Here is a 22,562-nt window from a genome sequence, read left to right as displayed (position 1 = left end):
CCGGTTTGTGATGTTATACGCCACCGGGACCCGCCGCCGGACGGCACCGGGCCGCGCCGCGGCCGACGACGGCCGGGCTGTCAGACGTAGAAGCGAGCCAGGAACTCCGCGATGACCGCGGGGCGTTCCTCGCCCTCGATCTCGATGGTGTTGTTGGTCTTGATCTGCACGCCACCCTTGACCTCGGTGACCTCGGCGATGACGGAGTGCATGCGAACCTTGGAACCGGCCTTGACCGGGTTGGTGAAGCGCACCCGGTCCAGCCCGTAGTTGACCTTGGTCTTGACGCCTTCGACGTCGAACAGTTCGCTCCACAGCGGGATGATCAGGGACAAGGTCAGGAAGCCGTGCGCGATGGGTGCGCCGAAGGGGCCTTCTTTGGCCTTCTCCACATCGGTGTGGATCCACTGGTGGTCATCGGTGGCGTCCGCAAAGGTGTTGATCTGGTCCTGGCTGATCTCGCGGTAGTCGGTGTAGCCGAGGTCCTTGCCGACCAGGTTGGGCAGGTCTTCGAAGTTGACGACGGTGTTGCTCATGATTGCTCCTTGGGGACTGTGTTGCTGATGTGGTCTAGCGGAATGCGCCGGTGCCGGTAATGGCCCGGCCGACGATCAGGGCGTTGATCTCGTGCGTGCCCTCGTAGGAATAGACGGCCTCTGCGTCGGCGTGGAAACGCGCGACGTCTGTGTCCAGCGTGATGCCGTTGCCTCCGACGAGCTCGCGCGCCAGGGCGACGGTTTCGCGCATCCGGGCGCTGCAGAACATCTTGGCCAATGCGGAGTTTTCATCCTTGTAGATGCCTTCCTCCTGCTGCTGGGTCAGCCGCACCGCCATGCCGAGCGACGCGGTGACATTGCCGAGCATGGTGGCGAGCTTCTCCTGGATCAGCTGGAAGCCGGCCAGCGGCTTGCCGAACTGCTTCCGCTCCTTGACGTAGCGCAGCGCTGCCTCGTAGGCCCCGGCCTGCAGGCCGGTGGCGATCCACGCAACGTCCGAGCGCATGTTCCGCAGCAGCGAGGCCACGTCAGCGAACGAGTTCACCTTCTGCAGCCGCGCCGAGTCCGGGACGCGTACGCCGGACAGCGTGATGTCCGCGTTCTGCATCATCCGCAGCGAGGTCTTGCGCAGGATTTTGGAAAGCTCGACACCGGGGGCGTCGGTCGGCACCAGGAAGCACTTGACCTGGCCGTCGGCCTGGTCGCGGGCAAAGATGGCCAGCACATCGGCGGTAACGGCTCCGCCGATCCAGCGCTTGGCGCCGTCGATGATCCACTCGTCGCCGTCGCGCCGGGCGCTGGTCTCCAGCCCGCCGGCGATGTCCGATCCGTGCTCCGGTTCGGTAAGCGCGAAGACGCCCTTGAACTCGAAGCTGCGGATTTTCGGGTCCAGCTCGGCCGCCTGCTCTGCGCTGCCGCCCAAATTGACGGCCGTGCGGAACAGCCCGGACTGTGCGTTGTAGAAAGTGGCAACGGAGGCGTCCGTCCGGGCGAGTTCAAAGTTGCGGAAGCCCTCATACAGCCCGGATGGCTTGGCATCGCCGGCGGTCAGCTCCGCCGGGGCCATCAGGTCCAGGTCGTAGAGCGGCTGGGCAATCTGGTAGGGAAACTCTCCCTGTTCCCAGTAGTCGGCCAGCAGCGGCTGGACCTGTTCCTGCAGGACCGTCCGCAGCCGGCCGAGCACGCCGCGCTCGGCGTCGGTCAGCAGGGTGGCATAGCCATACTGGTCGGACGGGTAGAACGGTTCAACCACGGTCCCTGCCCTCTCTTCGGCGACGGCACTCATCGCTGAGCCCCGTCCAGCCCCAGCAGGCGCACCGCATTGTCCTTGAGGATTTTTGGACGCACCTCGTCCTTCAGCGGCAGGTCCGCGAAGGCACCCAGCCATTTCTGCGGGGTGATCAGCGGGTAGTCGGTGCCAAAGAGCACCTTGTCCTGCAGTACCGAGTTGGAGAGCTTCACCAATGACTCCGGGAAGTACTTGGGCGACCAGCCGGACAGGTCGATGAACACGTTCGACTTGTGCGTGGCGATCGAGTTGGCCTCGTCCTGCCACGGCACCGACGGGTGCGCCATGATGATCTGGAACTGGGGGAAGTCCGCGGCGATCTCATCCAGCAGCAGCGGATTAGAGTACCCGAGTTTGATTCCTGACCCGCCGGGTGTGCCGGCGCCCATGCCGTTCTGTCCGGTGTGGAAGACGGCGGGCAGGCCGAGCGACTGCAGAGCCTCCCACAGCGGGTAGTACCGTTCGTCGGACGGATTGAAGCCCTGCAGGCTCGGGTGGAATTTAAACCCGCGCACCCCGTAGTCCTCGACCAACTGCTTCGCCCGGTCGATCGCTTCGGCACCGGTGAGCGGATCAACCGAACCGAAGGGGATCAGCACGTCGTTGTTCCGGGCCGCACCTTCGGCAATGTCCTCGATGCTGTTCGGCTCGTGCTTCAGCCGGGTCCGGGCGTCCACGGTGAACACCACGGCCGCCATCTTGAGCTCCCGGTAGGTCGCCGCAATCGCATCCAGCGACGGCGTTCGCTCCTCGGCCTTGAAGTACTTGCTCGAGGCGTCCATCAGTTCCTGCGGCAGCGAGACGTGCCCGTGGCCGTCGATCTCGACATGCACGTGCATGTCGATCGCGGTCAGTGAGTCGACGTCCAGACCCAGCTCGTAACGTGTGGGGGCCATGGCTACTTCGCCGCCGGCTCGGGCTGCAGTTCGGCCGGCAGCTCGGGGAACTCCTCGCCCACGCTCTGCAGCCGGTCACCCAAGAGGTCCTCGAAGCGCTCACTCAGCGCCTCGTAGGTCCAGCCGCCGTCCATGAACTCGGTGACCACGGCTTCCGGATGGGACCACAGCTGCAGGCGGTCGCCGCCCACGCCGATCGCCTGGCCGGTCACCTTGGCCGCGGCGTCGGAGGCGAGGTAGGCAATCAGGCCGGCTACGTCGTCGGCCGTGCCAAAGCCCAGGTCCTTGCGGAAGAAGTCCGGCATGGCCTCGCCGCGCTCGTCCGCCTCCACGGCCTTCTGGAAGAACGGCACGGTCTTGGTCATGGCGGTGGCGGCCACCGGGATGACGGCGTTGGCGGTGACGCCGGCCCTCTTCATCTCCAGTGCCCAGGTGCGGACCATGCCCACAATGCCGGCCTTCGCGGCGGCGTAGTTGGTCTGGCCGAAGTTGCCGCGCTGGCCGGTGGGCGAGCCGATGGTGATGATCCGGCCGGCCACGCCGTTCTCCTTGAAGTAGGCGTAGGCCTCGCGGACGCAGGTGAAGGTGCCGCGCAGGTGCACGTTGATGACCAGGTCGAAGTCCTCGTCCGTCATCTTCAGCAGCGACTTGTCCCGCAGCACGCCCGCGTTGGTCACCAGAATGTCCAGCCCGCCGAAGGTCTCGACGGCGGTGTTCACCAACTGCTTGGCAGTTTCGGTGGAACCCACCGGAGCCACGACGGCGGTGGCCTTGCCGCCGGCTGCCGTGATGCTGGCGACGGCGTCCTCGGCCACCTGTGCATCAACATCATTGACGACGACGGCGGCTCCCTGGCGGGCAAGCTCCTGGGCGTAGGCCAGGCCGAGGCCGCGGCCGCTTCCGGTGACGATGGCTACTTTTCCGGCCAGTGACATTTGATGCTCCTTGTTCCTGCACCTGAGGGGTGCATGGGTTTATGCTGGTCTGAAACCAATGACAACCCATATGATTGAAAAAGTCAATCATATTTTCCAGCATCGAGATGTAGCGAGGGAACATGTCCGCAGCAACCACGGCCGACGCAAGCACGGCCAGCCAGACGGCGGAGGGCAGCGGCGTCGAGCGGCTGCACAACACCGACCTCGCCAGCGAGATCGAATTCCTCACCGCGCGGGCGCGGTCGCTCGGCTCCGGGCGTGCCAACAACATGCTGGCCGAGCTTGATTTGAAGGTGCGCTCCTACTCCGTCCTCTCGCTGGCTTGCAGCGGGCAGAATCCCTCACAGCGTGAACTGGCAGATTTCCTGAGCCTGGATCCCAGCCAGATCGTGGCCCTGGTGGACCAACTGGAGAAGCGTGGAGCGGTGACTCGTGAAGCCGATCCGCGCGACCGCCGGTCCAAAGTCATCGCCGCCACGCCCGCGGGCCGCAGGCTCTATAAGCGGGCCGAAGCGATCGTCCGCCAGGCCTCCGACCATTCCCTGGCGCAGCTGAATGACCAGGAGCGCGAAACGCTGCGCGACCTGCTCCGCCGCATCGCTTTCTGAGCCGGGCACGCGTCCCCCCGGGCCGCCCCGCCCGAACGCTGCATCCCGCTCCCAACGAGTGCTCAGATAACGCCCCTTTCAGCGCTGAAAAGGGCGTTATCTGCGCACTCGATTCCGGGGGCCGGGTCGCGCCGGCACCAGTTAAAGTACGGAGCCGGCCACTTCCGCAACGGGAAGTGGCCGGCTCCTGGTTGTTTTTGAGCCTGGTTAGCTTGCGCTGCCGGCCTGGGTGGCGGCGGCGGGGCGGTGGCCCTGCTTGGCCAGCTGGATCTGCTCGTACACGTGGTGGCGCAGCTCGGTGAACCGCGGCAGGGCGCGGGTGTTGAGCTGGTCGCGCTCGTCCGGCAGGTCGATCTCTAGGTCTTCCTGGATCACGGTCGGCGAAGAGGACAGGATGATCACGCGCTGGCCCAGGTACACCGATTCGTCGATGTCATGGGTGACGAACAGGACGGTCACGCCGAGCTTCTTCCAGACCGTGCGGATCAAATCCTCCAGGTCCGCACGGGTCTGCGCGTCGACGGCCGCGAACGGCTCGTCCATCAGCAGCACCTCGGGCTGGTAGGCCACGGCGCGGGCGATCGCCACGCGCTGCTGCATACCGCCGGAGAGCTGCCACGGATAGGACTGCGGCACATGGTCCAGGCCCACGGCCTCCAGCGCCTCGTCCACCAGCTTGTCGCGCTCGGCCTTGGCCATGCCGGCGTTCTTCAGCGGCAGCTCCACGTTCTCGCGCACCCGCATCCAGGGGAACAGCGAGCGGCCGTATTCCTGGAACACCACCGCCATCTTCTTCGGCGGGCCGGTCACTCGGGCGCCGTCCAGCAGCACCTCGCCCTCGGTGGGCGCCAGCAGGCCGGAAATGCACTTGAGCAACGTGGTCTTGCCGGAACCGGACGGGCCCACCAAGCAGGCCAGTTCCCCTGCCTTCAGGTCGAAGGTCAGGTTGCGCACCGCCTCGATGTCGCCGCCGTCGGTGTGGTAGACCTTCTTGACGCCGCGGACCGAGAGCATGGCCTGGCCTTCGGGCAGGGTCCTGCCGGTCGAAACGGGAGTGATTTCAGGCTGCATTTTCTACCTCTCGCAGGCCGTGGTACCAGCGCAAGATCCTGCGCTCGGTCCATTGGAAGATGAATGACATGGCAACACCGATCAGGCCCAGCACCACGATGCCGGACCACATCTCCGGAATCGCAAAGGAACGCTGGAACTGCACGATGGTAAAGCCCAGCCCCGAGGACGAGGCGAACATTTCGGAAATGACCATCAGGATCAAACCGATCGACAGGCACTGGCGGACACCGGCCATGATCTGCGGACCGGCCGAGGGCAGCACCAGGTAACGCACCCGCGCCCAGCCGCCGATCCCGTAGGTATGGGCCGAATCCGAGAGCACCGAGTCGATGGCGCGGACACCTTCGATCGTGTTCAGCAGCACCGGCCAGATGCAGCCGGAAATGATGACCACAACCTTCATCGAGTCGGTGATGCCCATCAGCAGCATCAGCACCGGAATCAGCACCGGCGGCGGGATCGCGCGGAAGAACTCCAGCACCGGTTCGGTGAAGTCGCGCAGCCATTTGACCGAACCGATCAGCAGGCCGGCAGCAATGCCGATCACGATCGCGGCAATCACGCCGACGAGCAGCCGGCCGATCGACGGCAGCACGTCGGAGAAAATTCGCTCACCGAACCAGGTCTCACCGAACGCTTCCGCGAGCGTTGCCGGGGTCGGAACAAAGAAGTTCGTCGTGCCCAGCGTGGATCCCCACCAGATCAGCACCAGGATGACCGGCAGCGCCAGCGCATAGGCAATGCCCTTCAGGACTTTCATGCGATCACCTCGGAACGGATCGATTCGTGCCAGGACAGGGTCTTGCGCTCAATGAAGCGCATCACCAGGTTGATCAGCACGCCGATCAAACCGGTGGCCAACACCAACGCATACATCCCGGAAATCGCTCCGCCGGATTGCGCCAGCGCGATTTCCCGGCCCAGCCCCGGGGAACCGATCACCAGTTCGGCCGTGATCGCCAGGATCAGCGCCACGGCAGCGGCCAGTCGCACGCCGGTCATCAGGTACGGCAACGCGGTCGGGAACACCACGTAACGGACTCGGGCGAACCGGCCCAGGCCGTACGATTTCGCGGTCTGCATCGCCACGTTGTCCACATCCGCCACCCCGTAGAGCACCTGGATGAAGACCTGCCAGAAGGACGCATAGACAATCAGCATCAGCGAGGACTCGATCTTCACGCCGAACAGCAGCACGGCCAGCGGAATCAATGCCACCGACGGGATCGGGCGCAGGAACTCCACCGTGGAGTTGGTGACCTTCCGCAGGAAGTTGGATGAACCGATGATGAAACCAAGCACCACCGCCAGCAGCACGGCCATCAGCAAGCCGAGCAGCCAAGCCAACATGGTCTCCCCCACCGCCAACCAAAATGCGGTCAGACCGAAGTCGTTGAACAACATCGCGATGACTTCGGATGCTGGCGGCAGGAAGCGCGCTTCAACAATCCCCACCCGCGGCACCAGTTCCCACACCAGCAAGAACGCCAAAATCCCGGCCAGCCCCAATAACTGCTTGGTGGGGCGCTTCTTCGCCGGCCGCTTCGGCGACCGGCTAACCGCGGCGCCCTGACCGTCTGTTGTCACCGCCGGAGCGCTCATGGCAGCTCCTCCCGGTGCGGCGCTTCATTCAGCGCACATTTCATTTCCACTCCTTCTGCCCCGAGGAGAACGGGGATACAGACCGCGCTTGTTCGCTGACCGAACACGCGTTCACTATTTCAAGTGTGGTCGATGCCACTCAGTGACGTCAAACACTCTAGGGCATCGTTACTCAGCCGAAACCACAAGACAGTGTTTGACGGTGGTTGAGTCGTGTGGATTGAATTTCTCAACGGATTGTGCTTAGTGCACTAGGCGCTTTCGGCCGAAGAGGAAGTAGGCCACCGGGCCGATGAAATTGACGAAGGACGCCGCGAACCACGCCGGCTTTGGTCCTTTGACCAAGGTCTTCGGCCGCTTTTTCAGGTCCTTGAGCGCGGCGGCTTGCAAGGCCATCTGCACCGCGGCCGTCACGGCAACGCGCCGTTTCTGGTCCCCGCTCAGATCCTTGAAGCGCTTTTTCTTGGTGGCCCTCAGCATTGCGTTCTTCATGGCGGTCTCCCGGTCTATGCAGGCAGCAGGTGCCACAAGTGTAGGCGCGCATCCGCGGGCGGAGTAGGGGTTTAGTGGTGCCGTTCGTACCGCCACGGCAGCGCGGCGGTGAAGAGCCGGTGCCTGGACCCCGCAGAAGCCGCCGGCCCGGGACCGGGGTAGGCATCATCGCCCGCCCAGACGATGGTCTGCCCATTGACCGGATCATCGATCACATGGCTCTCAAAATCGAAGGGCTGCGCCTTGCGGGCTGCCTCCAACGCGTCGGCCACGGTGGCGAAGCCGCTCAGTTCGTGCAGCGTGACCCAGGTCGGCGGGACCAACTGCATGCGACCGGACTGGTGCCGGCGCAGTGCTTCCGCTGGCGACATCCATGCGTAGCCAGCCAGCTCGCCGTCGTTCAGCCGGATCTCGCCGGCCGGCGCTGCCGCCACGAAGAACCAGGTTTGAAAGCGGCGAACCAGGCTGTGTCGGGGCACCCAGTTGGAGAGGTGCACCAGCTCCTGCCCGGCGATCTGCAGCCCGGTTTCTTCGAACGTCTCGCGCACGCCCGCATTCCTCGCCGCAGCCAGTTGCTTGGCAAGGCCTTCGACGACGGCGGAGCCCGCCGGTGCGGGCACGCCGGCTTCCGCTTCAGCCGCCAGATAGTCGTCCGGGTCCACCTTGCCTCCCGGGAATACCCAGGCCCCGGCGAAGGTTCCCTTGCCAGGCCGTTCCAGCATCAGGACCTCGAGTCCGTCCGCATGATCGCGCAGCAAAACGACTGTTGCCGCCAGCTCCGCTTGGTCCGCCTGACTGTCCACCGCGTTGTCCACGTTCCCTAGCTTAGGTCGTGGCTGAAACGCCGGTGCCAGATGACCGCTTCGCCCGATGAGAGGACTTACAGATGAAGATTGCCGTCTACGGCGCCACCGGCATGGTCGGCAGCCAGATCACCGCAGAGGCATTGCGCCGCGGCCATCAGGTCACCGCGATCTCGCGCAGCGGCACCACGGTGGACGGCGGCACGGCCCAGGCTGCGGAGCTCTCCGATCTGAAGACCTACAAGCAGATTGCCGGCGAGCACGACGTCGTCGTCCTTTCCATCCCGCCGTCGCGCACCGGAGAACCGCACGCGCCGTTCGTGGATGCGCACGAGGCAATCTCCGAGACCCTCATCCCGGCGCGGTTATTCGTGGTGGGCGGCGCCGGCGCCACCGAGGTGGACGGCGTGCAGCTGAAGGATCTGCCCGGTTTCCCGGAGGACTACAAGCCCGAAGCCATCACCATGGCCGAAGTTTTGGAACTGTACCGCTCCGCGTCCGGTCTGGAGTGGACCATGCTGGCTCCCGCCCCGCAGATCGCGCCGGGCGAGCGCACCGGCAGCTACAAGCTGGGTGCGGATTCCCCCGCCGGCGAGAGCGTCTCGACCCAGGACTTTGCCGTGGCTGTGCTGGACGAGCTGGAGAACCCGCAGCATGAAAACCGGCGTTTCACGGTCGCCAACTAGGACGTCCCCCTCGAAACCAGGGCGCCGGCACTGCTGAGTGTCGGCGCCCTGGTTATGCCTACTTCCGGGACAGCAGGCGCTCGACGCGCGGCTTCACCTCGCTGGCCAGCAACGTGATGGATTCGATCAGGTGTTCATGCGGCAGCCCGCCGATGTCGGTCTGGAGGAAGTGCCGCATGTGCCCCAGGTGTCCGTGTAGATGGACGATGCGCTCGGCTACTTCATCCGGGTCCCCCACGTAGTAGGCGCCCGGGGCCTCGGCCTGGGCCAGGAAAGCCCTCTGGTCCGGCGCCGGCCAGCCGCGCAGTCGTCCCATTTCCACATTCAGGTTGTGCCAGCCGGGGTAGAACCTGTCCAGGGCCTCCTGCTTGGTCGGTGCCACCAGCCCCAGCGCTGCCACGGAAACCTTGATCTCCGGACCCGAATGGCCGGCCTGGGCAGCGGAGCGCCGGTACAGCTCGGCCAGCGGGGCGAACCGGTGCGGGGCCCCGCCGATGATCCCGTAGGAGACCGGCAGGCCCAGCTGTCCGGCCCGGGCCGACGAACCGGCGTTGCCTCCGGTGGCCAGCCAGATGGGCAGCCGCCCGGAGGCGGGGCGTGGCACCACGGCCAGGTCCGCGATGGCCGGCCGCCGGGAGCCGCTCCAGGAGACCTCGGGCGTGGAGCTGTTGTTGATGGTCATCAACAGGTCCAGCTTCTGCGCATAGAGCTCGTCGTAGTCGCCCAGGTCGTAGCCGAAGAGCGGGAAGGTTTCGACCGACGAGCCGCGTCCCGCGGTGATTTCGATCCGGCCCCCGCCGGAGATCGCGTCGGCGGCGGCGAACTGCTGGAACACGCGGACCGGGTCGTCGGTGGAAATGATACTGGCGGCGCTGCCGAGCTTGATCTGCTTCGTCGCGGCCGCGGCTGCTGCGACGATCGCGCCGGGTGAGGACGCGGGCATGCTGGTGGTGTGGTGTTCGCCGATGCCGAAATAATCCAGACCGGCCTCATCCGCGTGGACGATGGCCTCGAAGAGATTGCGGACCGCCTCGGACGTCGCGCGTTGCGAGCCGTCCGGATTCAGTTGCGTGTCGCCGAAGCTGTAAGCACCGATTTCCATCGTGGTTCCTGTTCTGCCCGATGACGTGGTCAGGGACGGGCGGGTTCGTTGGCCTCGGCCAAGAGGCCGCGGAGCTGTTCGGCGGTGTGCGCCGCGTTAAAGATGGCGGTGCCAGGCTGGAAGGCCCGGCCGGCCGACAGCGGGCCGGCATCCACCGGGTCGTAACCGATCCGGTCGATGAAGCCGGCGACCAGGGCTTTGGCTCCGGGGTCATCCGAGGCAAGCGCCAGGGCCCGGCGATCGGCGGCACCGGCTTCGCGGCCGTCGACTTCAAGCTCGCGGTACCCAATGTGGTTCAGCGATTTGACCAGGCGGGCGCCGGCCAGGAACTCCTGGATGACCTCGCTGCTGCCGCGTGCGTCGTCGTCGAAGTCGGCAATCACACCGTCGGTCGGCGCCCAGTAGTTCATCGCGTCGACGACGGTCCTTCCGGACAACAGCTCCGGCTGCAGCGTGCGGTACTTGTGCAGGGGAACGGCCGCGACGACGAGGTCCGCCGCCGCTGCTTCGGCCGCATCAACCGCTTCTGCTCCCGGCGTGATGATCTCGGCCAACAAGGCGATCTCGTCCGCCGGCTTGGCCGTGGCGATCTTCACCCGGAATCCGGCTTTGAGCGACTGCCGGGCCACCGCTGTGCCCACCCGTCCCGCTCCCAAAATGCCAATCACGCCATGGTCCACGCCAACTCCAGTTGAGAAAAAGTATGTTGCTGCACAGACTATATTGGACGCAGATTATCTGTGCAACTTCGTGTAACCGGTTATGATGTGTGGCATGACAGGAGCACCCGCAGCATCCGCCGGCCGGACGCAGGACCAGATTCCCGGCGATCTCGGCTGGAACCTGGGCATGGTGCTGCGCGGATACCAGTCCAGATTCGAGGAGGCCGTCGCGGACATGCCGGAGGGCATCCGCGGCTATCAGGTGCTCTCCGCCGTCGTCCACAGGGATCCGCCGAACCAGCAGGCTCTGGGCGCGCATCTGGCGATCGACCGCACGGTGCTGACCTACCTCCTGGACAAGCTCGTGGCTGCCCGCTTGGTGGAACGCGTCCCCGCGGCCAACGACCGGCGCGCGCGGAAGATTGTCCCCACCAGGCAAGGGCGCACGGTGCTCTCGACTTATGAGGTCCGCGTGGCCGCTGCTGAACAGAGCCTGCTTTCGGGCTTGGCGGCGGACGAGGTCGCCCAGTTGTCCGGACTCATCCAGCGGCTCGCCATGGAGATCCACCGCGCCCAGCCGAATTCCAGCCCGTGCGAGGCGATGGACCACCTGCCCTAGAATCGTCCCCATGTGGATCGGCTGGATTGAGTTCGACCTGCTCCTGGGCGATGTGCATTCGCTGAAGGAAAAACGCTCCGTGCTGCGGCCGATCATCGCCGAAGTGCGGAAACGGTTCGATGTTTCCGTGGCCGAGGTCGGCCAGCAGGACCTCTACCGCCGGGCGGAGGTGGGCATCGGCATGGTCGGCGCCGACCGGGCCCATGTGGTGCAGGTGCTGGACACCGCCGAGAACTACGTCGCCTACCGGCCGGGCGTCGATCTGCTGAGCACCAGGCGGAAGATCCTCTCCAGCGAGGACTGATCTCCGGCGACGCGGCTTTGTGTGCGGCGGCCGCCCGGTCATGGGCCGCAGGCCGAAGTGTTCGGGCGCCGATGTTGGTAGCGTGGATCACGCCAATGATCCATGCCACGTCCGGGAGGACACCGTTGACCACCCCTGCCACCAATGCGCAGTTTGCCACGGTCGAGGACCTTGTTCGCCACCGCTACGCGTCCGATAAAGCGTCGCAGCATCTGGGTATCGAGGTGCTCGAGGCCGAAGAGGGCCGCGTGGTCATGGCCATGGCCGTCCAGGACTACATGCTGAACGGCCACCACATTCTGCACGGCGGATACTTGTTTACCTTGGGCGACACCTGCTTCGCGTTTGTGTGCGAGTCGTTGGGCCGCCCGTCCGTCTCCCGGCAGGCCGAAATCACCTACATCGCGCCCGGTGCGGCGGATTCACGGCTGGTCGCCACCGGCGTCGAGCGCACCCGCTTCGGCCGCAACAACATTGTGGATATTTCCATCCACGACCAGGACGGGCAGCATCTGGCCGAACTGCGCGTGTTTGGCGTGCTGGTCCCGAAGAAGTAGTTCCGCACCCCTGTACGAAGGAGTATTCCCATGGTCTCTGTGCCCACGATCGACCTCAACAACGGCGTCGCCATCCCGCAGCTGGGGTTCGGCGTCTTCCAGGTGCCGCCGGCTGAAACCCAGCAGGCGGTCGAAGCTGCGCTTGAAGCGGGCTATCGCCACATCGACACGGCTGCCGCGTACCGCAACGAGTCCGGTGTGGGCGCCGCCATCAAGTCCAGCGGGATTGCCCGGGAGGATCTGTTCATCACCACCAAGCTGCGCAACGGCGAACAGGCGACCGCGCGCGAAGCCTTCGACAACAGCCTGCGCGAACTCGGCCTGGACTTCGTGGACTTGTATCTGATCCATTGGCCGGTGCCGTCGCAGAACCTCTACCTGCAGGCCTGGCAGGTACTTGAAGAGATCTACACCGAAGGCCTCAGCCGGGCCATCGGCGTCTCCAACTTCCTGGCCGACCACCTGGAAACGTTGTTGGCCGCCGGAGGCACGGTGCCGACGGTCAACCAGATCGAGATCCACCCGACCTTCCAGCAGCGCGAAGTGGCAGCGCTCAGCCGCCGTCACGGCATCGCCGTCGAAGCCTACAGCCCGCTGGGCCAGGGCGCCGATCTGGAGAACCGGACGGTCACCGCCATCGCGGCCAAGTACCTGGCGTCCCCGGCCCAAGTGGTGCTCGCCTGGCATCTGGCCAACGGCAATATCGTGATCCCCAAGTCCGCCAATCCGGATCGGATTGCGCAGAACCTGGCCGCGGCACGGCTCACCCTCGATGCGGAGGACCTCGCTGCCATCACAGCGCTCGACGCCGGCGGCCGCATCGGCGCCGACCCGGCCACGGCTGAATTCACCCAGCTCTAAAAACGAATCTGGCTTAAACAGAATCGGCTGTACCGAAAACGCACACAACCGCCGGGAAAGCGGGTGTTATCGGTACAGCCGATGAGCCGAGGAACCTGCCGGCGCTAGAGCCGGCGGTACTCTGCCACCATCGGGCAGTCGAACGGGTCTCGGGCGGAGAGCCCCACCTTGTTCAGGTACTGGACCACAATCCCGTAGGACTTGGGCAGCGAAGTTTCCGTGTACGGGATCTTGTGGGTGGCGCAGTATTCGCGCACAATCTCGGCGGCCTTGGCCAGATTGGGCCGCGGCATGCTGGGGAAGAGGTGGTGCTCCACCTGGTAGTTCAGCCCGCCCATGAAGGCGTTGATGGATCCGCTTCCCAGCCGGGTGCGGCCGATGATGTTGCGGCTGGTCAGGACCTGACGGCTGAGGAAGTCCACCTTGGAGTCCTTCGGGATCAGCGGCATGCCCTTATGGTTCGGGGCGAAGGAGGCGCCCATGTAAACACCGAAGACGGCGAGCTGGACTCCGATGAAGGCGAAGGCCATGCCGGTGGGCAGGAAGATGAAGATCGCGGCAATGTAGAGAGACAGCCGGGCGAACAAGATGGACAGTTCCCGTTTGCGTCCCTTGACCTGGCCGCGGGCGAACAGCGATTTGATCGACGTGGCGTGCAGGTTGATGCCCTCGAGCATCAGCAGCGGGAAGAACAGGTAGCCCTGCCGGCGGGTGAACCAGGCCATCAGTCCCTTGCGCTCGGCCGCCTGCTCCGGCAGGAAGGAAATGGTGTCCTGTTCAATATCCGGATCTTTGCCGATGGTATTCGGGTTGCCGTGGTGTCGGGTGTGCTTGTTCATCCACCACTGGAAGCTGATTCCAACCACAGCGTTGGCCAGGAACCTTCCGGCCCGGTCATTGGCGGGACCGGTCTCGAAGACCTGCCGGTGGGCCGCCTCGTGGGCCAGGAACGCCAGCTGTGTGAACAGGATGCCGAGTGCTGCGGCAATCAGGAGCTGGTACCAGCTGTCGCCCAACAGCACGAAGCCGGTAACCGCGCCGCCGAGGCCCAATGCCAGCGCCGCGAACAGGCTGATGTAGAAGCCGCGGCGCTTTCTGAGCAGTCCAGCGTCCCGCACCGTGTTCAAAAGCTGGGAGTAGCCGGTGGCGGCTGAGGAGCCGCGCCTGCTGCGGGTGGTCGGTGCGGGTGGAGATACAGATATGCTCATGCGGCCTTAGTGGTTTCGATGTCCGACTTCCCAGCCGCTTCAGTAGGGCGAATACCCCGTAGATGAAGATCACTCTACGGTGTCTTGCTGAACGGACGCTGAACGCAGCACGGCCGTGGTAGTGCCATTCGGTATCCCCGCCTCTTTCGTGTACTGTGAAACTTGTAGTTGTTGTGTTGCGCATTTGATTTTGAGCAACAGGTCCTTCACCGAAGGGCTTGTGCTTCTCTGAACGGCGGACTAAAAACACCGCTGCAAGCGAACCGTGAAGTCCGCGGATCGTGAATTACTCGGAGGAGTACAAAAATGGCAACTGGAACCGTCAAGTGGTTTAACTCTGAAAAGGGCTTCGGCTTCATCGCTCCGGACGACGGCTCGGCCGACGTTTTCGCTCACTACTCGGCCATCGAGAACAGTGGCGGATACCGCGAACTGCGTGAAGACCAGAAGGTCGAATTCGAAACCGTGCAGGGCCCCAAGGGCCTGCAGGCTGCCAACATCCGCGGCCTCTAAGACGGTAGCGGCAACGCCGCACTAGTCTTTCCAATGGAGCCGGTTCCCACGCGGGAACCGGCTCCATTGTTTTTGCCGCACCACCGTCCTGTTGGCGGCAACTTTGCCTCCCTGTAGGCGACTTTCCCTCCCACTGGCAGGAACCGGCATGCGGGGGCAAACTTAAGGCATGCCACCGACCCCAGAGACCGCGAGTTCCGGATCCTTTATGGCTGACCTAGTCCTGCAAATCCTCCTGTTCACCGGCGTCACCATGCTGTGCCTCGGCACTGCGGCCGCCGTCGGCCTGTGGCTGGTGATCCGCCGGATCCGGCGGTCCAGCCAGCTCCGGAACGGGTTCCGCACGGGGACCCTGACCGTGCGCAGCTTCACCAAGGACGACGCCGGACGCCGCCTTGCGCGGCAACGGCTCGGCCTGCAGCGCTCGGCCGAAGCGACGGGGCGTGCTCTGGCCGCCGCCTTTGCCGAGGGCCGTCCCGTGGGCGAACTCCCGCTCGTCGCGGACAGGCTTCAGGCCGCGTCCCGGTCCCTGGATGCCCAGCTGAAGCTGGCCGAAGGAGAACCGGACCTTGGCGTGAAGCGCTCCTTGGCCGCCGGCCTGGCCGGCCGGGCGGATCAGGTGAACCGGCTTTCCGGCGAACTGCGGCAACATGTGATGGAAGCCGGCTATTCCGCCGACGCCGAGCAACTGGACCTGGCTGGCAGGCACTTGTCCCGCGAGATCGAGGCGCTGCATGCTTGGTCCTCGTCCTACCGCGGCACGCCTGGCGGCTTCGGCGCCACTGTTCCGCCGCACGGTTGGCTGGACGTCCAGCAGCGCCGTCGGACTGCTCCGGCGCAACGCCGGCCCAACCCCAGCAGGAGCTAATGTTGTCCATCAAACGCCGCATCGGACGCATTATCCGTGCCAACCGCACGGCTAAAGAGGCACCAGTGGATCCGTTGGCAACCATCGCGGCAAGCCAGCAGCAACAGGTCGACGCGGTGGAGCAGGCCCGCCGCAGCGTTGCCGACATCGCCGCTGATTGCCGGCGGATTGAGTTGCTGCTGGACGAGGCCAAAGCCGAGCAGGCCTACTGCGACCGCTACGCCGAGGAGTGCGTTGCCCGAGGCGACGACGACGGCGCCCGCGAGGCCCTGCACCGCAGCATCACGGCGTCCAAGAGGGTGCAAGCGCTCTCCCGACAGTATGAGCGCATGGCCGAACAATGGCGCCAACTGAACGGCGAGCTGGGCCGGCTGTCTCTACGGATCGACGAAAGCCGGATGCAGTTCCAGGCTCTCCAAGCCCGCCACAGCGTGGCCCAAGCCACCCTCGGCATGCAGCAGGCCGCGTCGGCTGCAGCCGGCAGCGCCAACGGCATCCAGTCGGCCGCCCGGGAGGCCGAGCGCGAGACCCGGCGGATCGAGGCAGAGGCCAATGCCCGGAACGAAATCGCTTGGTCGGATCCGGACTCGCCCCAGGTTCAGGCTGCCTTCGAATGGCTGGAGGCCAGCACGGAAGTCGAGGGCCAGTTGGGCGAACTCAAGACCAAAGGCAACCAGCCGCCCCGCGGCTAAGATTCCAGGCGGGGCAGTACAGCGCTGCCCGTCGCTCCGGTCTCCTCCCCCGGCCGCTCAACGGCCACGGAACCGCTGGCTCCTCTAGGATGGTCACGGTCGACGGGGCCAGGCAGTGCCGCGACGGAAAGCAGGACGATGGCTGGGATACAGGAAACCTTGACGGAACGCGAAGCCCCCGAGCCCAGCGGCTCGGAGCACCCGAAGGCGGGCCACAAGCCGGTGGTTACCGTCCTGTACAAGGACAGACTCCCGCCCGGCATGGAGGATGTGGAAGCTGCCGCCGAGGTGCGGTACGTCACCGCGGACCAGCTGGCCGAAGCGCTCGACGGTGCGCAGGTGCTGCTGCTCTGGGACTTCTTCTCCTCCGCGCTGGAGGATGCCTGGCATGCCGCCGGCTCGCTGGAGTGGATCCATGTGGCAGCCGCCGGCGTGGACAAGCTCCTGTTCGAGGACTTGCGGGAATCCGGCGTGGTGGTCACCAATGCCCGCGGCATCTTCGACAGGCCGATGGCCGAGTTTGTGCTCACCGGCATGCTGGCCTTCGCCAAGAACCTGCCGGGCCTGCTGTCCCTGCAGCGGGAGCGGACCTGGCAGCATAGGGAGACCGAGCGGCTGGAAGGCTCCCGTGCGCTCATCGTCGGCACCGGTGCCATCGGCCGCGAGATTGCCCGCGTGCTCAAAGCCGTGGGGCTGCGCGTCGCCGGGGCCGGGCGCACGGCACGCAGCGGCGATGCGGATTTCGGCGAGGTGTACGCATCCCCGGAACTAGCCGACGTCGTCGATGGTTTCGACTGGGTGGTGATGGTGGCACCGCTAACCGAGCAGACCCGGCACCTCATCGACAAGCAGGTGCTGAAGGCCATGAAGCCCACCGCACGGCTTATTAACGTGGGGCGCGGTGCCAGCGTGGATACCGAAGCGTTGGTGGACGCGCTGCAGACCGGTGCCATCGCCGGAGCGGCCTTGGACGTGTTCGAAGTCGAGCCGTTACCAGTGGACCACCCGTTGTGGGCGATGGACAACGTGATCATCTCCCCGCACCTGAGCGGCGACGCCCGGGGCTGGCTGCCGCAGCTCGCCGGCCAGTTCGCGGACAACTTCGGCCGCTACCTCCGGCAGAAGCCGCTGGAAAATGTGATCGACAAGAAGCTGGGCTTCGCCGCGCCGTCCTAGCCCGTACCGTCCTGAACCCCTGTTGGTGACGGCCCCCGGAGTTATGCCGGCAGCTCCTTGGGACGCCGACCGCACTTACCCGGACCGGCGAGCGCAATCACCTTCAGGGCGGGGTATTCCTGCCAGGGCGGGGCCCATGCACCCTGCCCTCACCGAGCAACCGTGCCCTGAGCGGTTAACCCTGCCCTCGCGGCCGGCTGATCCGGAGTTTCTCCGACACGGCGCGGCCGGCGGGCCCGGAAGCTTCCGGTACCGCGCTACCCCCGCCGCCAAGCCTGCCAAGCAGTTCCGCGGCCACCGCGACGGCGATGGCTGCGGGGGCTTTGCCGGCGACGCTGGGCAAGCCAATGGGGCAGCGGATGGAGTCCACGTCCTCGTGCCCCTCCGCGCGCAGCCGCTGCCGGAAGCGGGCCCACTTAGCCGCCGAGCCGATCAGTCCAACGTCTAGGCCGCCGCGGCGCAGCGCGGCGTCGCAGAGCAAGAAATCCTCGGCATGGTCGTGGGTCATGATGTAGACGTGCGAGCCGGCCGGCAAGGCCTGCAGCACGGTCTCCGGTGCCGGCGTGTGGTGGACCGTGACCGTGGCGCTGCCGGCGGTCACCTCGGCCAGCCGGAGCGGATCGAGCTGCCCGGCCCGGCTGTCGATCAGGTGCAAGCGCAGGCGCAGCCGGGAGAGGATCCGGGCCAGCTCGAACCCCACATGCCCAACGCCGAAGACGGCCACCACGGGATCATTGCGCAACGGTTCCAGGAGGACCTGCACTTCGCCGCCGCAGCACTGGCGCCCGTGCTGGTTCGCCGCGTGCTCGTTGAGCGCGAAGGTCAGGGTCGCGGGCGCACTGGACGCCTCGGCGATCATGCGGCGGGCCCGGTCGATCACCTCGGCCTCAAGGTTCCCGCCGCCGACGCTGTCCCACAGGGCGTCCGCGGCGATGACCATCTTGGCGCCCGCCTCCCGGGGCGCGTGGCCCCGCACGGAGGTCACGGTGGCGAGCACACCGGGGCGTCCGTCGTCGCGCAGACTCTGCACTGCTGCGAGCCAGTCCGTCATCGGCCCGCTCCCGAAGCGGCCGGCGTCGTGGCGGGTACTGCGCGCGCTCCGGCGGCGGCACGGGCCTCCTGGACTGCCCAAAAGACGGCTTCCGGGGTCGCCGGACTGGGCAGCTCGAGCGGACGGTCGGCCGGCCCGAAGGCCGCGGCGGCCGAGCGCAGGGCTTCGCGCACGCTGAAGGCAAGCATCAAGGGCGGCTCCCCCACCGCCTTGGACCCGTACACCACGCCGCTCTCGGTGGCGCGCTCGTACAGGTGGACGTTGAACTCCTCGGGCATCTCGGAGAAGCTCGGAATCTTGTACGTGCTGGCTGCCTGCGTGGTTAACCGGCCCCGGTCCGGCCCCGCGGATGTGTCCCAGCGCAATTCCTCCAGGGTCAGCCAGCCGGTGCCCTGGACGAAAGCGCCTTCAATCTGGCCCAGGTCGATCAGCGGGGACAGGCTGTCGCCGACGTCGTGCACAATGTCCGTGCGCAGCAGCCGGTAGGCCCCGGTGAAGCCGTCCACCTCGACCTCGGACACTGCTGCGCCGTAGGAGAAGTACTTGAAGGGCTCACCCTGCATGTTTGCCGCGTCCCAGTGGATGCCCTCGGTCCGGTAGAAACCGGAGGCGAACAGCGGCGTGCGCTGGAAGTAGGCCGTGTGCACCAGCTCGGCGAAGGACAGGCTCTCGGTTGAGCCCAGGCTGGTCACGCGGCCGTCGACGAAGCGCACGTTGTAGGGCTGGGTGTCCAGCTTGCGCGCCGCGACTTCGGCCAGTTGCTCACGGATCTGCTCGCAGGCGTGCTTCACCGCCCCGCCGTTGAGATCGGCACCCGAACTCGCTGCCGTGGCCGAGGTGTTGGGCACCTTGTCCGTCCGTGTCGGGGCCAGCCGCACGAAATCCAGCGGCACGCCCAAGGCGGTGGCGGCCACCTGGCGCATCTTGGTGTGCAGGCCCTGGCCCATCTCCGTGCCGCCATGGTTGACCAGCACCGACCCGTCCTTGTAGACGTGCACCAGCGCCCCGGCCTGGTTGTAGGCGGTGAAGTTGAAGGAGATGCCGAACTTCACCGGTGTCATCGCCAGCCCGCGTTTGCAGTGCTCGTGGGTGGCGTTGAAGCGCTGCACGGCGGCCCGGCGCACTTCAACGTCGGCCCGTAATGACAGCTGGGCCCAGATGTCGTGCAGCCGTTCGGCGTGCCGGACCGGCTGCCCGTACGGCGTGCTCTGGCCCGGCGCGTAGAAGTTGCGGCGGCGCAGCTCGGCCGGTTCGATGCCCAGTGCCGGCGCGCAGCGGCCCAGGATGTCCTCGATGACCAGCATGCCCTGCGGGCCGCCGAACCCGCGGAAGGCCGTCTGCGAGGTTTTGTTGGTCTTGGCGATCCGGCCGTGGACCTCGACGTCGGGAATGAAGTACGCGTTGTCGATGTGGCAGAGGGCGCGGGCCAGGACGGGCTCGGACAGATCCAGGCTCCATCCGCCGTCGGACGTGATGGTGGCGCGCAGTGCGAGGAGGAGCCCGTCGTCGTCGAACCCCACGTCCCAGCTCGCGTGCATCGGATGCCGCTTGCCCGTCATGGTGATGTCCTGGCTGCGGTTCAGCCGGAGCCGGACCGGCCGCCCGGTGAGCACGGCGCCGAGCGCGGCGACGGCTGCCAGCCCGTGCGGCTGCATCTCCTTGCCGCCGAACCCGCCGCCCATCCGCAGGCATTGGACGGTGACCTCGCTGTTGGTCAGCCCCAGCACGTGCGCGACGATCTCCTGGGTTTCGGAGGGGTGCTGGGTGGAGGAATGGACGAAGACCTGCCCGGACTCGTCCACGTGGGCCAGCGAGGCGTGGGTCTCCAGATAGAAGTGCTCCTGGCCGCCGAACTCGAACGTTCCGCTGAACCGGTGCGGCGCGCTCTTTAGCCCGGCCTCGGCGTCGCCGCGGCCCACCACCGGCTGGTTTCCCTGGTAGCTGGCTGCGTCGATGGCCTCGGTGAGGGTCAGCAGCGACGGCAGTTCCTCGTACTCGACCTGCACGGCCGCCGCCCCGAGCCGGGCCGCCTCGGTGGTCTCGCCCAGCACCCAGCACACGGCGTGGCCGTAGTACATCACCTCGCGCGGAAAGAGCGGTTCGTCGTCCTTTGCGCCGGCGTCGTTGACACCGGGCACGTCGGCGGCGGTCAGCACCCGGACCACGCCGGGAACGGCCGACGCCGGCTCGGTGCGGAGCGCCGTCACGTAGGCGTGGGCGTGGGGTGCCTGCACCGGCCACGCATGCAGGCAACCGCGCATGCGGCCGACCAGATCGTCCGTATACAGCGCGGTTCCGGTCACATGTAGCGCCGCGCTTTCGTGCGAGAGGGGCTGTCCCACGACGGGATTGACGGGCCGGTCGGCTAGCGAGGTCACCGGACCACCTCCAGTTCCGGGGCGTTTTCGGCATAGAACCGCAGCATCGCCTGCTCCAGCATTGCGGTGCGGTAGCGGGCGCTGGCCCGGTGGTCGTCCATCGGGGTGCCTTCGCCGGCCAGGATGCCGGCAGCTTCCTCCGCAGTCTCCGCGGTCAGTTCTTTGCCGGTCAGCGCGTTCTCGGTGGCCTTGGCTCGCAGCGGCATCGCGGCGACGCCGCCCAGCCCGATCCTGAGATCGGTCAGCACCGCGCCGTCGAACCGGGCCGCGAATGCGACCGCCACGGAGGAGATATCGTCGAGGCGCCGCTTGGTCACCTTATAGAATGCCGTGCGCGGAGCCAGCGGCAGCGGGACCCGGATGGCGCGGATGATCTCGTCCGGCTCCCGCACGCTCTGGCGGTAGCCGGTGAAGTAGTCGGCGAGCGCCACGGTCCGGTCGCCTCGCTGTGAAGTCAGCACCAGGCCGGCGTCGAGGGCCAGCAGCACGGGCGCGGCGTCGCCGATGGGAGATCCGGTCGCCAGGTTGCCCCCGAACGTGGCGCTGTTCCGGATCAGCCGGGAAGCGAACTGCGGGAAGAGTTCGCGCAGCAGCGGCACCCGTCCGGCCAGCCCCTGCTCGACTTCGGTGAGCGTGAGGGCGGCCCCGATGTCCACGACGTCCGCCCCCAGCTCCAAGCCGCGCAGCTCCTGGAGCCGGTCGATGGCGAGGACCAACCGCGGGCGGCTGTGGCGCAGATTCCGTTCCACCCCGACGTCGGTGGCACCGGCCACCAGCACGGCGTCGGGATCCTGCTCCAACCGGTTCAGCAGCTCCTGCAACGTTTCCGGGCGGATAAACTCCGTTCCGCTGGAGACGAAACGGGTCCGCCGGGCGGCCGGCGCCGGCGCCTCCCGGCGGACGGCCAGCGGATCCCCGTCCTCCGGCGCACCCAGAGCGTAGGCGGCATCGCGGATGGGCCGGTAGCCGGTGCAACGGCACAGGTTACCGCCCAGCGAGCGCAGGTCGAACCCATTGGGGCCGTGGTCGGGACCGTGCTCCCCCGCCGCGGGCCGCCGTTCAGGACGGTAGTACTCGGCCGCCATGGCGCAGACAAAGCCAGGCGTGCAGTAGCCGCACTGGGAGCCGCCGCGGTCCGCCATTTCGCGCTGGACGGGATGGAGTTCCTCGGCGCTGCAGGCAGCCGCAGCGCGTCCGAGCCCCTCGGACGTGACAATCTCCCCGCCGTCGAAAGCCAGCGCCGGCGGCAGGCAGGAGTTGACGGCGGTCCACCGGGTGCGGTCCGGCCCGTCTGGGCGCGCCACCAAGACCGCGCAAGCGCCGCATTCCCCTTCGGCGCAGCCTTCCTTGGCCCCGGTCAAACCCTGGCCGCGCAGCCAGTCAAGCAAGCTGACCTGCGGACCGGCGGCCAACACCCGTGGCACGCCGTTGACCTTCACCTCATGCGGCTTCATTGCCTCACGCCCCTTTGCCGTCGGGCACGGGCTGGGTCTCAGCAGTCCCCGTCGGCTCGTCGCCCTAACGGCCCATGATAAAACGTGACCATCTGCATGGGAATGGCTGCCCTGAAACAGTTAATTTATGGCACGACAGCGGGCGCCGGCTTCGGCCGCTGCGCAGGGCTTCGTTCCCCCACCGATCACGAAGCCGGGCTGGCCTCGTCCCTGGCGAACCTCGCCGCCCAGGT

General features: G+C 66.5%; 25 protein-coding genes. 10 read left to right on the top strand and 15 right to left on the bottom strand.

From position 1 onward, the window contains the following. Positions 1–80: 80 nt before the first annotated feature. From AC5RWX_RS01880 to AC5RWX_RS01865, 4 genes are read right to left on the bottom strand one after another with little or no spacing between them, the layout of a single operon-like run. Positions 81–536 carry a MaoC family dehydratase gene (locus tag AC5RWX_RS01880; protein WP_493956662.1) on the bottom strand — a complete coding sequence of 152 codons (456 nt, stop codon included), beginning with the start codon at positions 534–536 and terminating at the stop codon, positions 81–83. A gap of 34 nt (positions 537–570) precedes the next feature. Continuing rightward, on the bottom strand, positions 571–1,782 hold the full coding sequence (locus AC5RWX_RS01875; protein WP_494096938.1) for an acyl-CoA dehydrogenase family protein: 1,212 nt from the start codon (positions 1,780–1,782) through the stop codon (positions 571–573). Then, positions 1,779–2,681, bottom strand: coding sequence for an amidohydrolase family protein (locus tag AC5RWX_RS01870; protein ID WP_493956664.1), 903 nt, complete (start codon positions 2,679–2,681; stop codon positions 1,779–1,781). Before AC5RWX_RS01870 ends, AC5RWX_RS01875 begins: the two co-directional genes overlap by 4 nt. Before the next feature lie 2 nt (positions 2,682–2,683). Continuing rightward, positions 2,684–3,616: an SDR family NAD(P)-dependent oxidoreductase gene (locus tag AC5RWX_RS01865; RefSeq protein ID WP_494078511.1), complete on the bottom strand. Its 933-nt coding sequence runs from the start codon at positions 3,614–3,616 to the stop codon at positions 2,684–2,686. A 122-nt stretch (positions 3,617–3,738) separates the two neighbouring features. Between AC5RWX_RS01865 and AC5RWX_RS01860 the strand changes: the two genes are divergently transcribed. Beyond that, entirely contained in the window at positions 3,739–4,227 is a 489-nt protein-coding gene (locus AC5RWX_RS01860; RefSeq protein WP_493939941.1) for a MarR family winged helix-turn-helix transcriptional regulator, read from the top strand. Between the two features lie 207 nt (positions 4,228–4,434). Here the strand turns inward: AC5RWX_RS01860 and AC5RWX_RS01855 are convergent, their stop codons facing one another. The 5 genes from AC5RWX_RS01855 to AC5RWX_RS01835 all read right to left on the bottom strand — a co-directional run bounded on the left by AC5RWX_RS01855 (position 4,435) and on the right by AC5RWX_RS01835 (position 8,210). After that, the gene (locus AC5RWX_RS01855; protein ID WP_494096937.1) at positions 4,435–5,298 is read right to left on the bottom strand and encodes an ABC transporter ATP-binding protein; all 864 of its coding nucleotides are present in this window, start codon (positions 5,296–5,298) and stop codon (positions 4,435–4,437) included. Next, positions 5,288–6,061, bottom strand: coding sequence for an ABC transporter permease (locus AC5RWX_RS01850; protein WP_493956666.1), 774 nt, complete (start codon positions 6,059–6,061; stop codon positions 5,288–5,290). Before AC5RWX_RS01850 ends, AC5RWX_RS01855 begins: the two co-directional genes overlap by 11 nt. Beyond that, on the bottom strand, positions 6,058–6,903 hold the full coding sequence (locus AC5RWX_RS01845) for an ABC transporter permease (RefSeq protein ID WP_493951413.1): 846 nt from the start codon (positions 6,901–6,903) through the stop codon (positions 6,058–6,060). The genes AC5RWX_RS01850 and AC5RWX_RS01845 overlap by 4 nt, the downstream gene beginning before the upstream one ends. A 243-nt stretch (positions 6,904–7,146) precedes the next feature. Continuing rightward, the gene (locus tag AC5RWX_RS01840; RefSeq protein WP_493945158.1) at positions 7,147–7,395 is read right to left on the bottom strand and encodes a PLD nuclease N-terminal domain-containing protein; all 249 of its coding nucleotides are present in this window, start codon (positions 7,393–7,395) and stop codon (positions 7,147–7,149) included. 71 nt (positions 7,396–7,466) lie between these two features. Next, positions 7,467–8,210, bottom strand: coding sequence for an NUDIX hydrolase (locus AC5RWX_RS01835; protein ID WP_494096936.1), 744 nt, complete (start codon positions 8,208–8,210; stop codon positions 7,467–7,469). 71 nt (positions 8,211–8,281) lie between these two features. Between AC5RWX_RS01835 and AC5RWX_RS01830 the strand changes: the two genes are divergently transcribed. Next, entirely contained in the window at positions 8,282–8,884 is a 603-nt protein-coding gene (locus AC5RWX_RS01830) for an NAD(P)-dependent oxidoreductase (RefSeq protein ID WP_494096935.1), read from the top strand. A gap of 58 nt (positions 8,885–8,942) precedes the next feature. On the opposite strand, the gene AC5RWX_RS01825 is transcribed toward AC5RWX_RS01830, so the two are convergent. After that, positions 8,943–9,986 carry an LLM class flavin-dependent oxidoreductase gene (locus AC5RWX_RS01825; protein ID WP_493939934.1) on the bottom strand — a complete coding sequence of 348 codons (1,044 nt, stop codon included), beginning with the start codon at positions 9,984–9,986 and terminating at the stop codon, positions 8,943–8,945. 29 nt (positions 9,987–10,015) lie between these two features. Continuing rightward, on the bottom strand, positions 10,016–10,666 hold the full coding sequence (locus AC5RWX_RS01820; protein ID WP_494096934.1) for an NADPH-dependent F420 reductase: 651 nt from the start codon (positions 10,664–10,666) through the stop codon (positions 10,016–10,018). Positions 10,667–10,760: 94 nt separating this feature from the next. Between AC5RWX_RS01820 and AC5RWX_RS01815 the strand changes: the two genes are divergently transcribed. From AC5RWX_RS01815 to AC5RWX_RS01800, 4 genes are all read left to right on the top strand, one after another. Beyond that, positions 10,761–11,267 carry a MarR family winged helix-turn-helix transcriptional regulator gene (locus AC5RWX_RS01815; protein ID WP_494096933.1) on the top strand — a complete coding sequence of 169 codons (507 nt, stop codon included), beginning with the start codon at positions 10,761–10,763 and terminating at the stop codon, positions 11,265–11,267. Positions 11,268–11,277: 10 nt separating this feature from the next. Beyond that, positions 11,278–11,571 (top strand): DUF503 domain-containing protein, encoded by a 294-nt coding sequence (locus AC5RWX_RS01810; RefSeq protein ID WP_493939931.1) that lies wholly within the window; start codon positions 11,278–11,280, stop codon positions 11,569–11,571. A gap of 95 nt (positions 11,572–11,666) precedes the next feature. Beyond that, positions 11,667–12,128 carry a hotdog fold thioesterase gene (locus tag AC5RWX_RS01805; RefSeq protein ID WP_494096932.1) on the top strand — a complete coding sequence of 154 codons (462 nt, stop codon included), beginning with the start codon at positions 11,667–11,669 and terminating at the stop codon, positions 12,126–12,128. Positions 12,129–12,158: 30 nt separating this feature from the next. After that, entirely contained in the window at positions 12,159–12,989 is an 831-nt protein-coding gene (locus tag AC5RWX_RS01800) for an aldo/keto reductase (protein WP_494096931.1), read from the top strand. Positions 12,990–13,093: 104 nt separating this feature from the next. Here AC5RWX_RS01800 and AC5RWX_RS01795 read toward each other — a convergent pair whose 3' ends face one another. Further along, positions 13,094–14,197: a fatty acid desaturase family protein gene (locus AC5RWX_RS01795; protein WP_493939928.1), complete on the bottom strand. Its 1,104-nt coding sequence runs from the start codon at positions 14,195–14,197 to the stop codon at positions 13,094–13,096. 306 nt (positions 14,198–14,503) lie between these two features. On the opposite strand from AC5RWX_RS01795, the gene AC5RWX_RS01790 reads away from it, so the two are divergent. The 4 genes from AC5RWX_RS01790 to AC5RWX_RS01775 all read left to right on the top strand — a co-directional run bounded on the left by AC5RWX_RS01790 (position 14,504) and on the right by AC5RWX_RS01775 (position 17,446). Then, positions 14,504–14,710 (top strand): cold-shock protein, encoded by a 207-nt coding sequence (locus AC5RWX_RS01790; RefSeq protein WP_127512299.1) that lies wholly within the window; start codon positions 14,504–14,506, stop codon positions 14,708–14,710. A gap of 169 nt (positions 14,711–14,879) precedes the next feature. Then, the gene (locus AC5RWX_RS01785; protein ID WP_494096930.1) at positions 14,880–15,578 is read left to right on the top strand and encodes a hypothetical protein; all 699 of its coding nucleotides are present in this window, start codon (positions 14,880–14,882) and stop codon (positions 15,576–15,578) included. A gap of 2 nt (positions 15,579–15,580) precedes the next feature. Continuing rightward, positions 15,581–16,270, top strand: a complete 690-nt coding sequence (locus AC5RWX_RS01780; protein ID WP_494096929.1) for a PspA/IM30 family protein — start codon at positions 15,581–15,583, stop codon at positions 16,268–16,270. A 261-nt stretch (positions 16,271–16,531) separates the two neighbouring features. Continuing rightward, a complete protein-coding gene (locus AC5RWX_RS01775) occupies positions 16,532–17,446 on the top strand; it encodes a D-2-hydroxyacid dehydrogenase (protein ID WP_493940007.1) in 915 nt (304 codons plus the stop codon). A gap of 175 nt (positions 17,447–17,621) precedes the next feature. Here the strand turns inward: AC5RWX_RS01775 and xdhC are convergent, their stop codons facing one another. Genes xdhC through AC5RWX_RS01760 form a run of 3 tightly spaced genes read right to left on the bottom strand, consistent with a single transcriptional unit; the run spans position 17,622 to position 22,329 of the window. Beyond that, complete coding sequence (gene xdhC, locus AC5RWX_RS01770) at positions 17,622–18,497, bottom strand: xanthine dehydrogenase accessory protein XdhC (RefSeq protein WP_494096928.1); 876 nt, start codon at positions 18,495–18,497, stop codon at positions 17,622–17,624. After that, positions 18,494–20,875 carry a xanthine dehydrogenase molybdopterin binding subunit gene (xdhB, locus tag AC5RWX_RS01765; protein WP_494096927.1) on the bottom strand — a complete coding sequence of 794 codons (2,382 nt, stop codon included), beginning with the start codon at positions 20,873–20,875 and terminating at the stop codon, positions 18,494–18,496. The genes xdhC and xdhB overlap by 4 nt, the downstream gene beginning before the upstream one ends. Next, the gene (locus AC5RWX_RS01760) at positions 20,872–22,329 is read right to left on the bottom strand and encodes a xanthine dehydrogenase small subunit (protein WP_494096926.1); all 1,458 of its coding nucleotides are present in this window, start codon (positions 22,327–22,329) and stop codon (positions 20,872–20,874) included. Before AC5RWX_RS01760 ends, xdhB begins: the two co-directional genes overlap by 4 nt. Positions 22,330–22,562: the final 233 nt, after the last annotated feature.

It is taken from the genome of Arthrobacter sp. SPT-J7, from assembly GCF_059089965.1.
The sequence above is the reverse complement of the archived record's forward strand: the minus strand, read 5'-3'. Positions and strand labels throughout refer to the sequence as shown.

What these genes read in the sequence shown, in the direction of transcription:
- AC5RWX_RS01880 (WP_493956662.1), bottom strand. Translation starts at nt 536, where the DNA reads ATGAGCAACACCGTCGTCAACTTCGAAGACCTGCCCAACCTGGTCGGC.
- AC5RWX_RS01875 (WP_494096938.1), bottom strand. Translation starts at nt 1,782, where the DNA reads ATGAGTGCCGTCGCCGAAGAGAGGGCAGGGACCGTGGTTGAACCGTTC.
- AC5RWX_RS01870 (WP_493956664.1), bottom strand. Translation starts at nt 2,681, where the DNA reads ATGGCCCCCACACGTTACGAGCTGGGTCTGGACGTCGACTCACTGACC.
- AC5RWX_RS01865 (WP_494078511.1), bottom strand. Translation starts at nt 3,616, where the DNA reads ATGTCACTGGCCGGAAAAGTAGCCATCGTCACCGGAAGCGGCCGCGGC.
- AC5RWX_RS01860 (WP_493939941.1), top strand. Translation starts at nt 3,739, where the DNA reads ATGTCCGCAGCAACCACGGCCGACGCAAGCACGGCCAGCCAGACGGCG.
- AC5RWX_RS01855 (WP_494096937.1), bottom strand. Translation starts at nt 5,298, where the DNA reads ATGCAGCCTGAAATCACTCCCGTTTCGACCGGCAGGACCCTGCCCGAA.
- AC5RWX_RS01850 (WP_493956666.1), bottom strand. Translation starts at nt 6,061, where the DNA reads ATGAAAGTCCTGAAGGGCATTGCCTATGCGCTGGCGCTGCCGGTCATC.
- AC5RWX_RS01845 (WP_493951413.1), bottom strand. Translation starts at nt 6,903, where the DNA reads ATGAGCGCTCCGGCGGTGACAACAGACGGTCAGGGCGCCGCGGTTAGC.
- AC5RWX_RS01840 (WP_493945158.1), bottom strand. Translation starts at nt 7,395, where the DNA reads ATGAAGAACGCAATGCTGAGGGCCACCAAGAAAAAGCGCTTCAAGGAT.
- AC5RWX_RS01830 (WP_494096935.1), top strand. Translation starts at nt 8,282, where the DNA reads ATGAAGATTGCCGTCTACGGCGCCACCGGCATGGTCGGCAGCCAGATC.
- AC5RWX_RS01825 (WP_493939934.1), bottom strand. Translation starts at nt 9,986, where the DNA reads ATGGAAATCGGTGCTTACAGCTTCGGCGACACGCAACTGAATCCGGAC.
- AC5RWX_RS01815 (WP_494096933.1), top strand. Translation starts at nt 10,761, where the DNA reads ATGACAGGAGCACCCGCAGCATCCGCCGGCCGGACGCAGGACCAGATT.
- AC5RWX_RS01810 (WP_493939931.1), top strand. Translation starts at nt 11,278, where the DNA reads ATGTGGATCGGCTGGATTGAGTTCGACCTGCTCCTGGGCGATGTGCAT.
- AC5RWX_RS01805 (WP_494096932.1), top strand. Translation starts at nt 11,667, where the DNA reads ATGATCCATGCCACGTCCGGGAGGACACCGTTGACCACCCCTGCCACC.
- AC5RWX_RS01800 (WP_494096931.1), top strand. Translation starts at nt 12,159, where the DNA reads ATGGTCTCTGTGCCCACGATCGACCTCAACAACGGCGTCGCCATCCCG.
- AC5RWX_RS01795 (WP_493939928.1), bottom strand. Translation starts at nt 14,197, where the DNA reads ATGAGCATATCTGTATCTCCACCCGCACCGACCACCCGCAGCAGGCGC.
- AC5RWX_RS01790 (WP_127512299.1), top strand. Translation starts at nt 14,504, where the DNA reads ATGGCAACTGGAACCGTCAAGTGGTTTAACTCTGAAAAGGGCTTCGGC.
- AC5RWX_RS01785 (WP_494096930.1), top strand. Translation starts at nt 14,880, where the DNA reads ATGCCACCGACCCCAGAGACCGCGAGTTCCGGATCCTTTATGGCTGAC.
- AC5RWX_RS01775 (WP_493940007.1), top strand. Translation starts at nt 16,532, where the DNA reads ATGGAGGATGTGGAAGCTGCCGCCGAGGTGCGGTACGTCACCGCGGAC.
- xdhC (WP_494096928.1), bottom strand. Translation starts at nt 18,497, where the DNA reads ATGACGGACTGGCTCGCAGCAGTGCAGAGTCTGCGCGACGACGGACGC.
- AC5RWX_RS01760 (WP_494096926.1), bottom strand. Translation starts at nt 22,329, where the DNA reads ATGAAGCCGCATGAGGTGAAGGTCAACGGCGTGCCACGGGTGTTGGCC.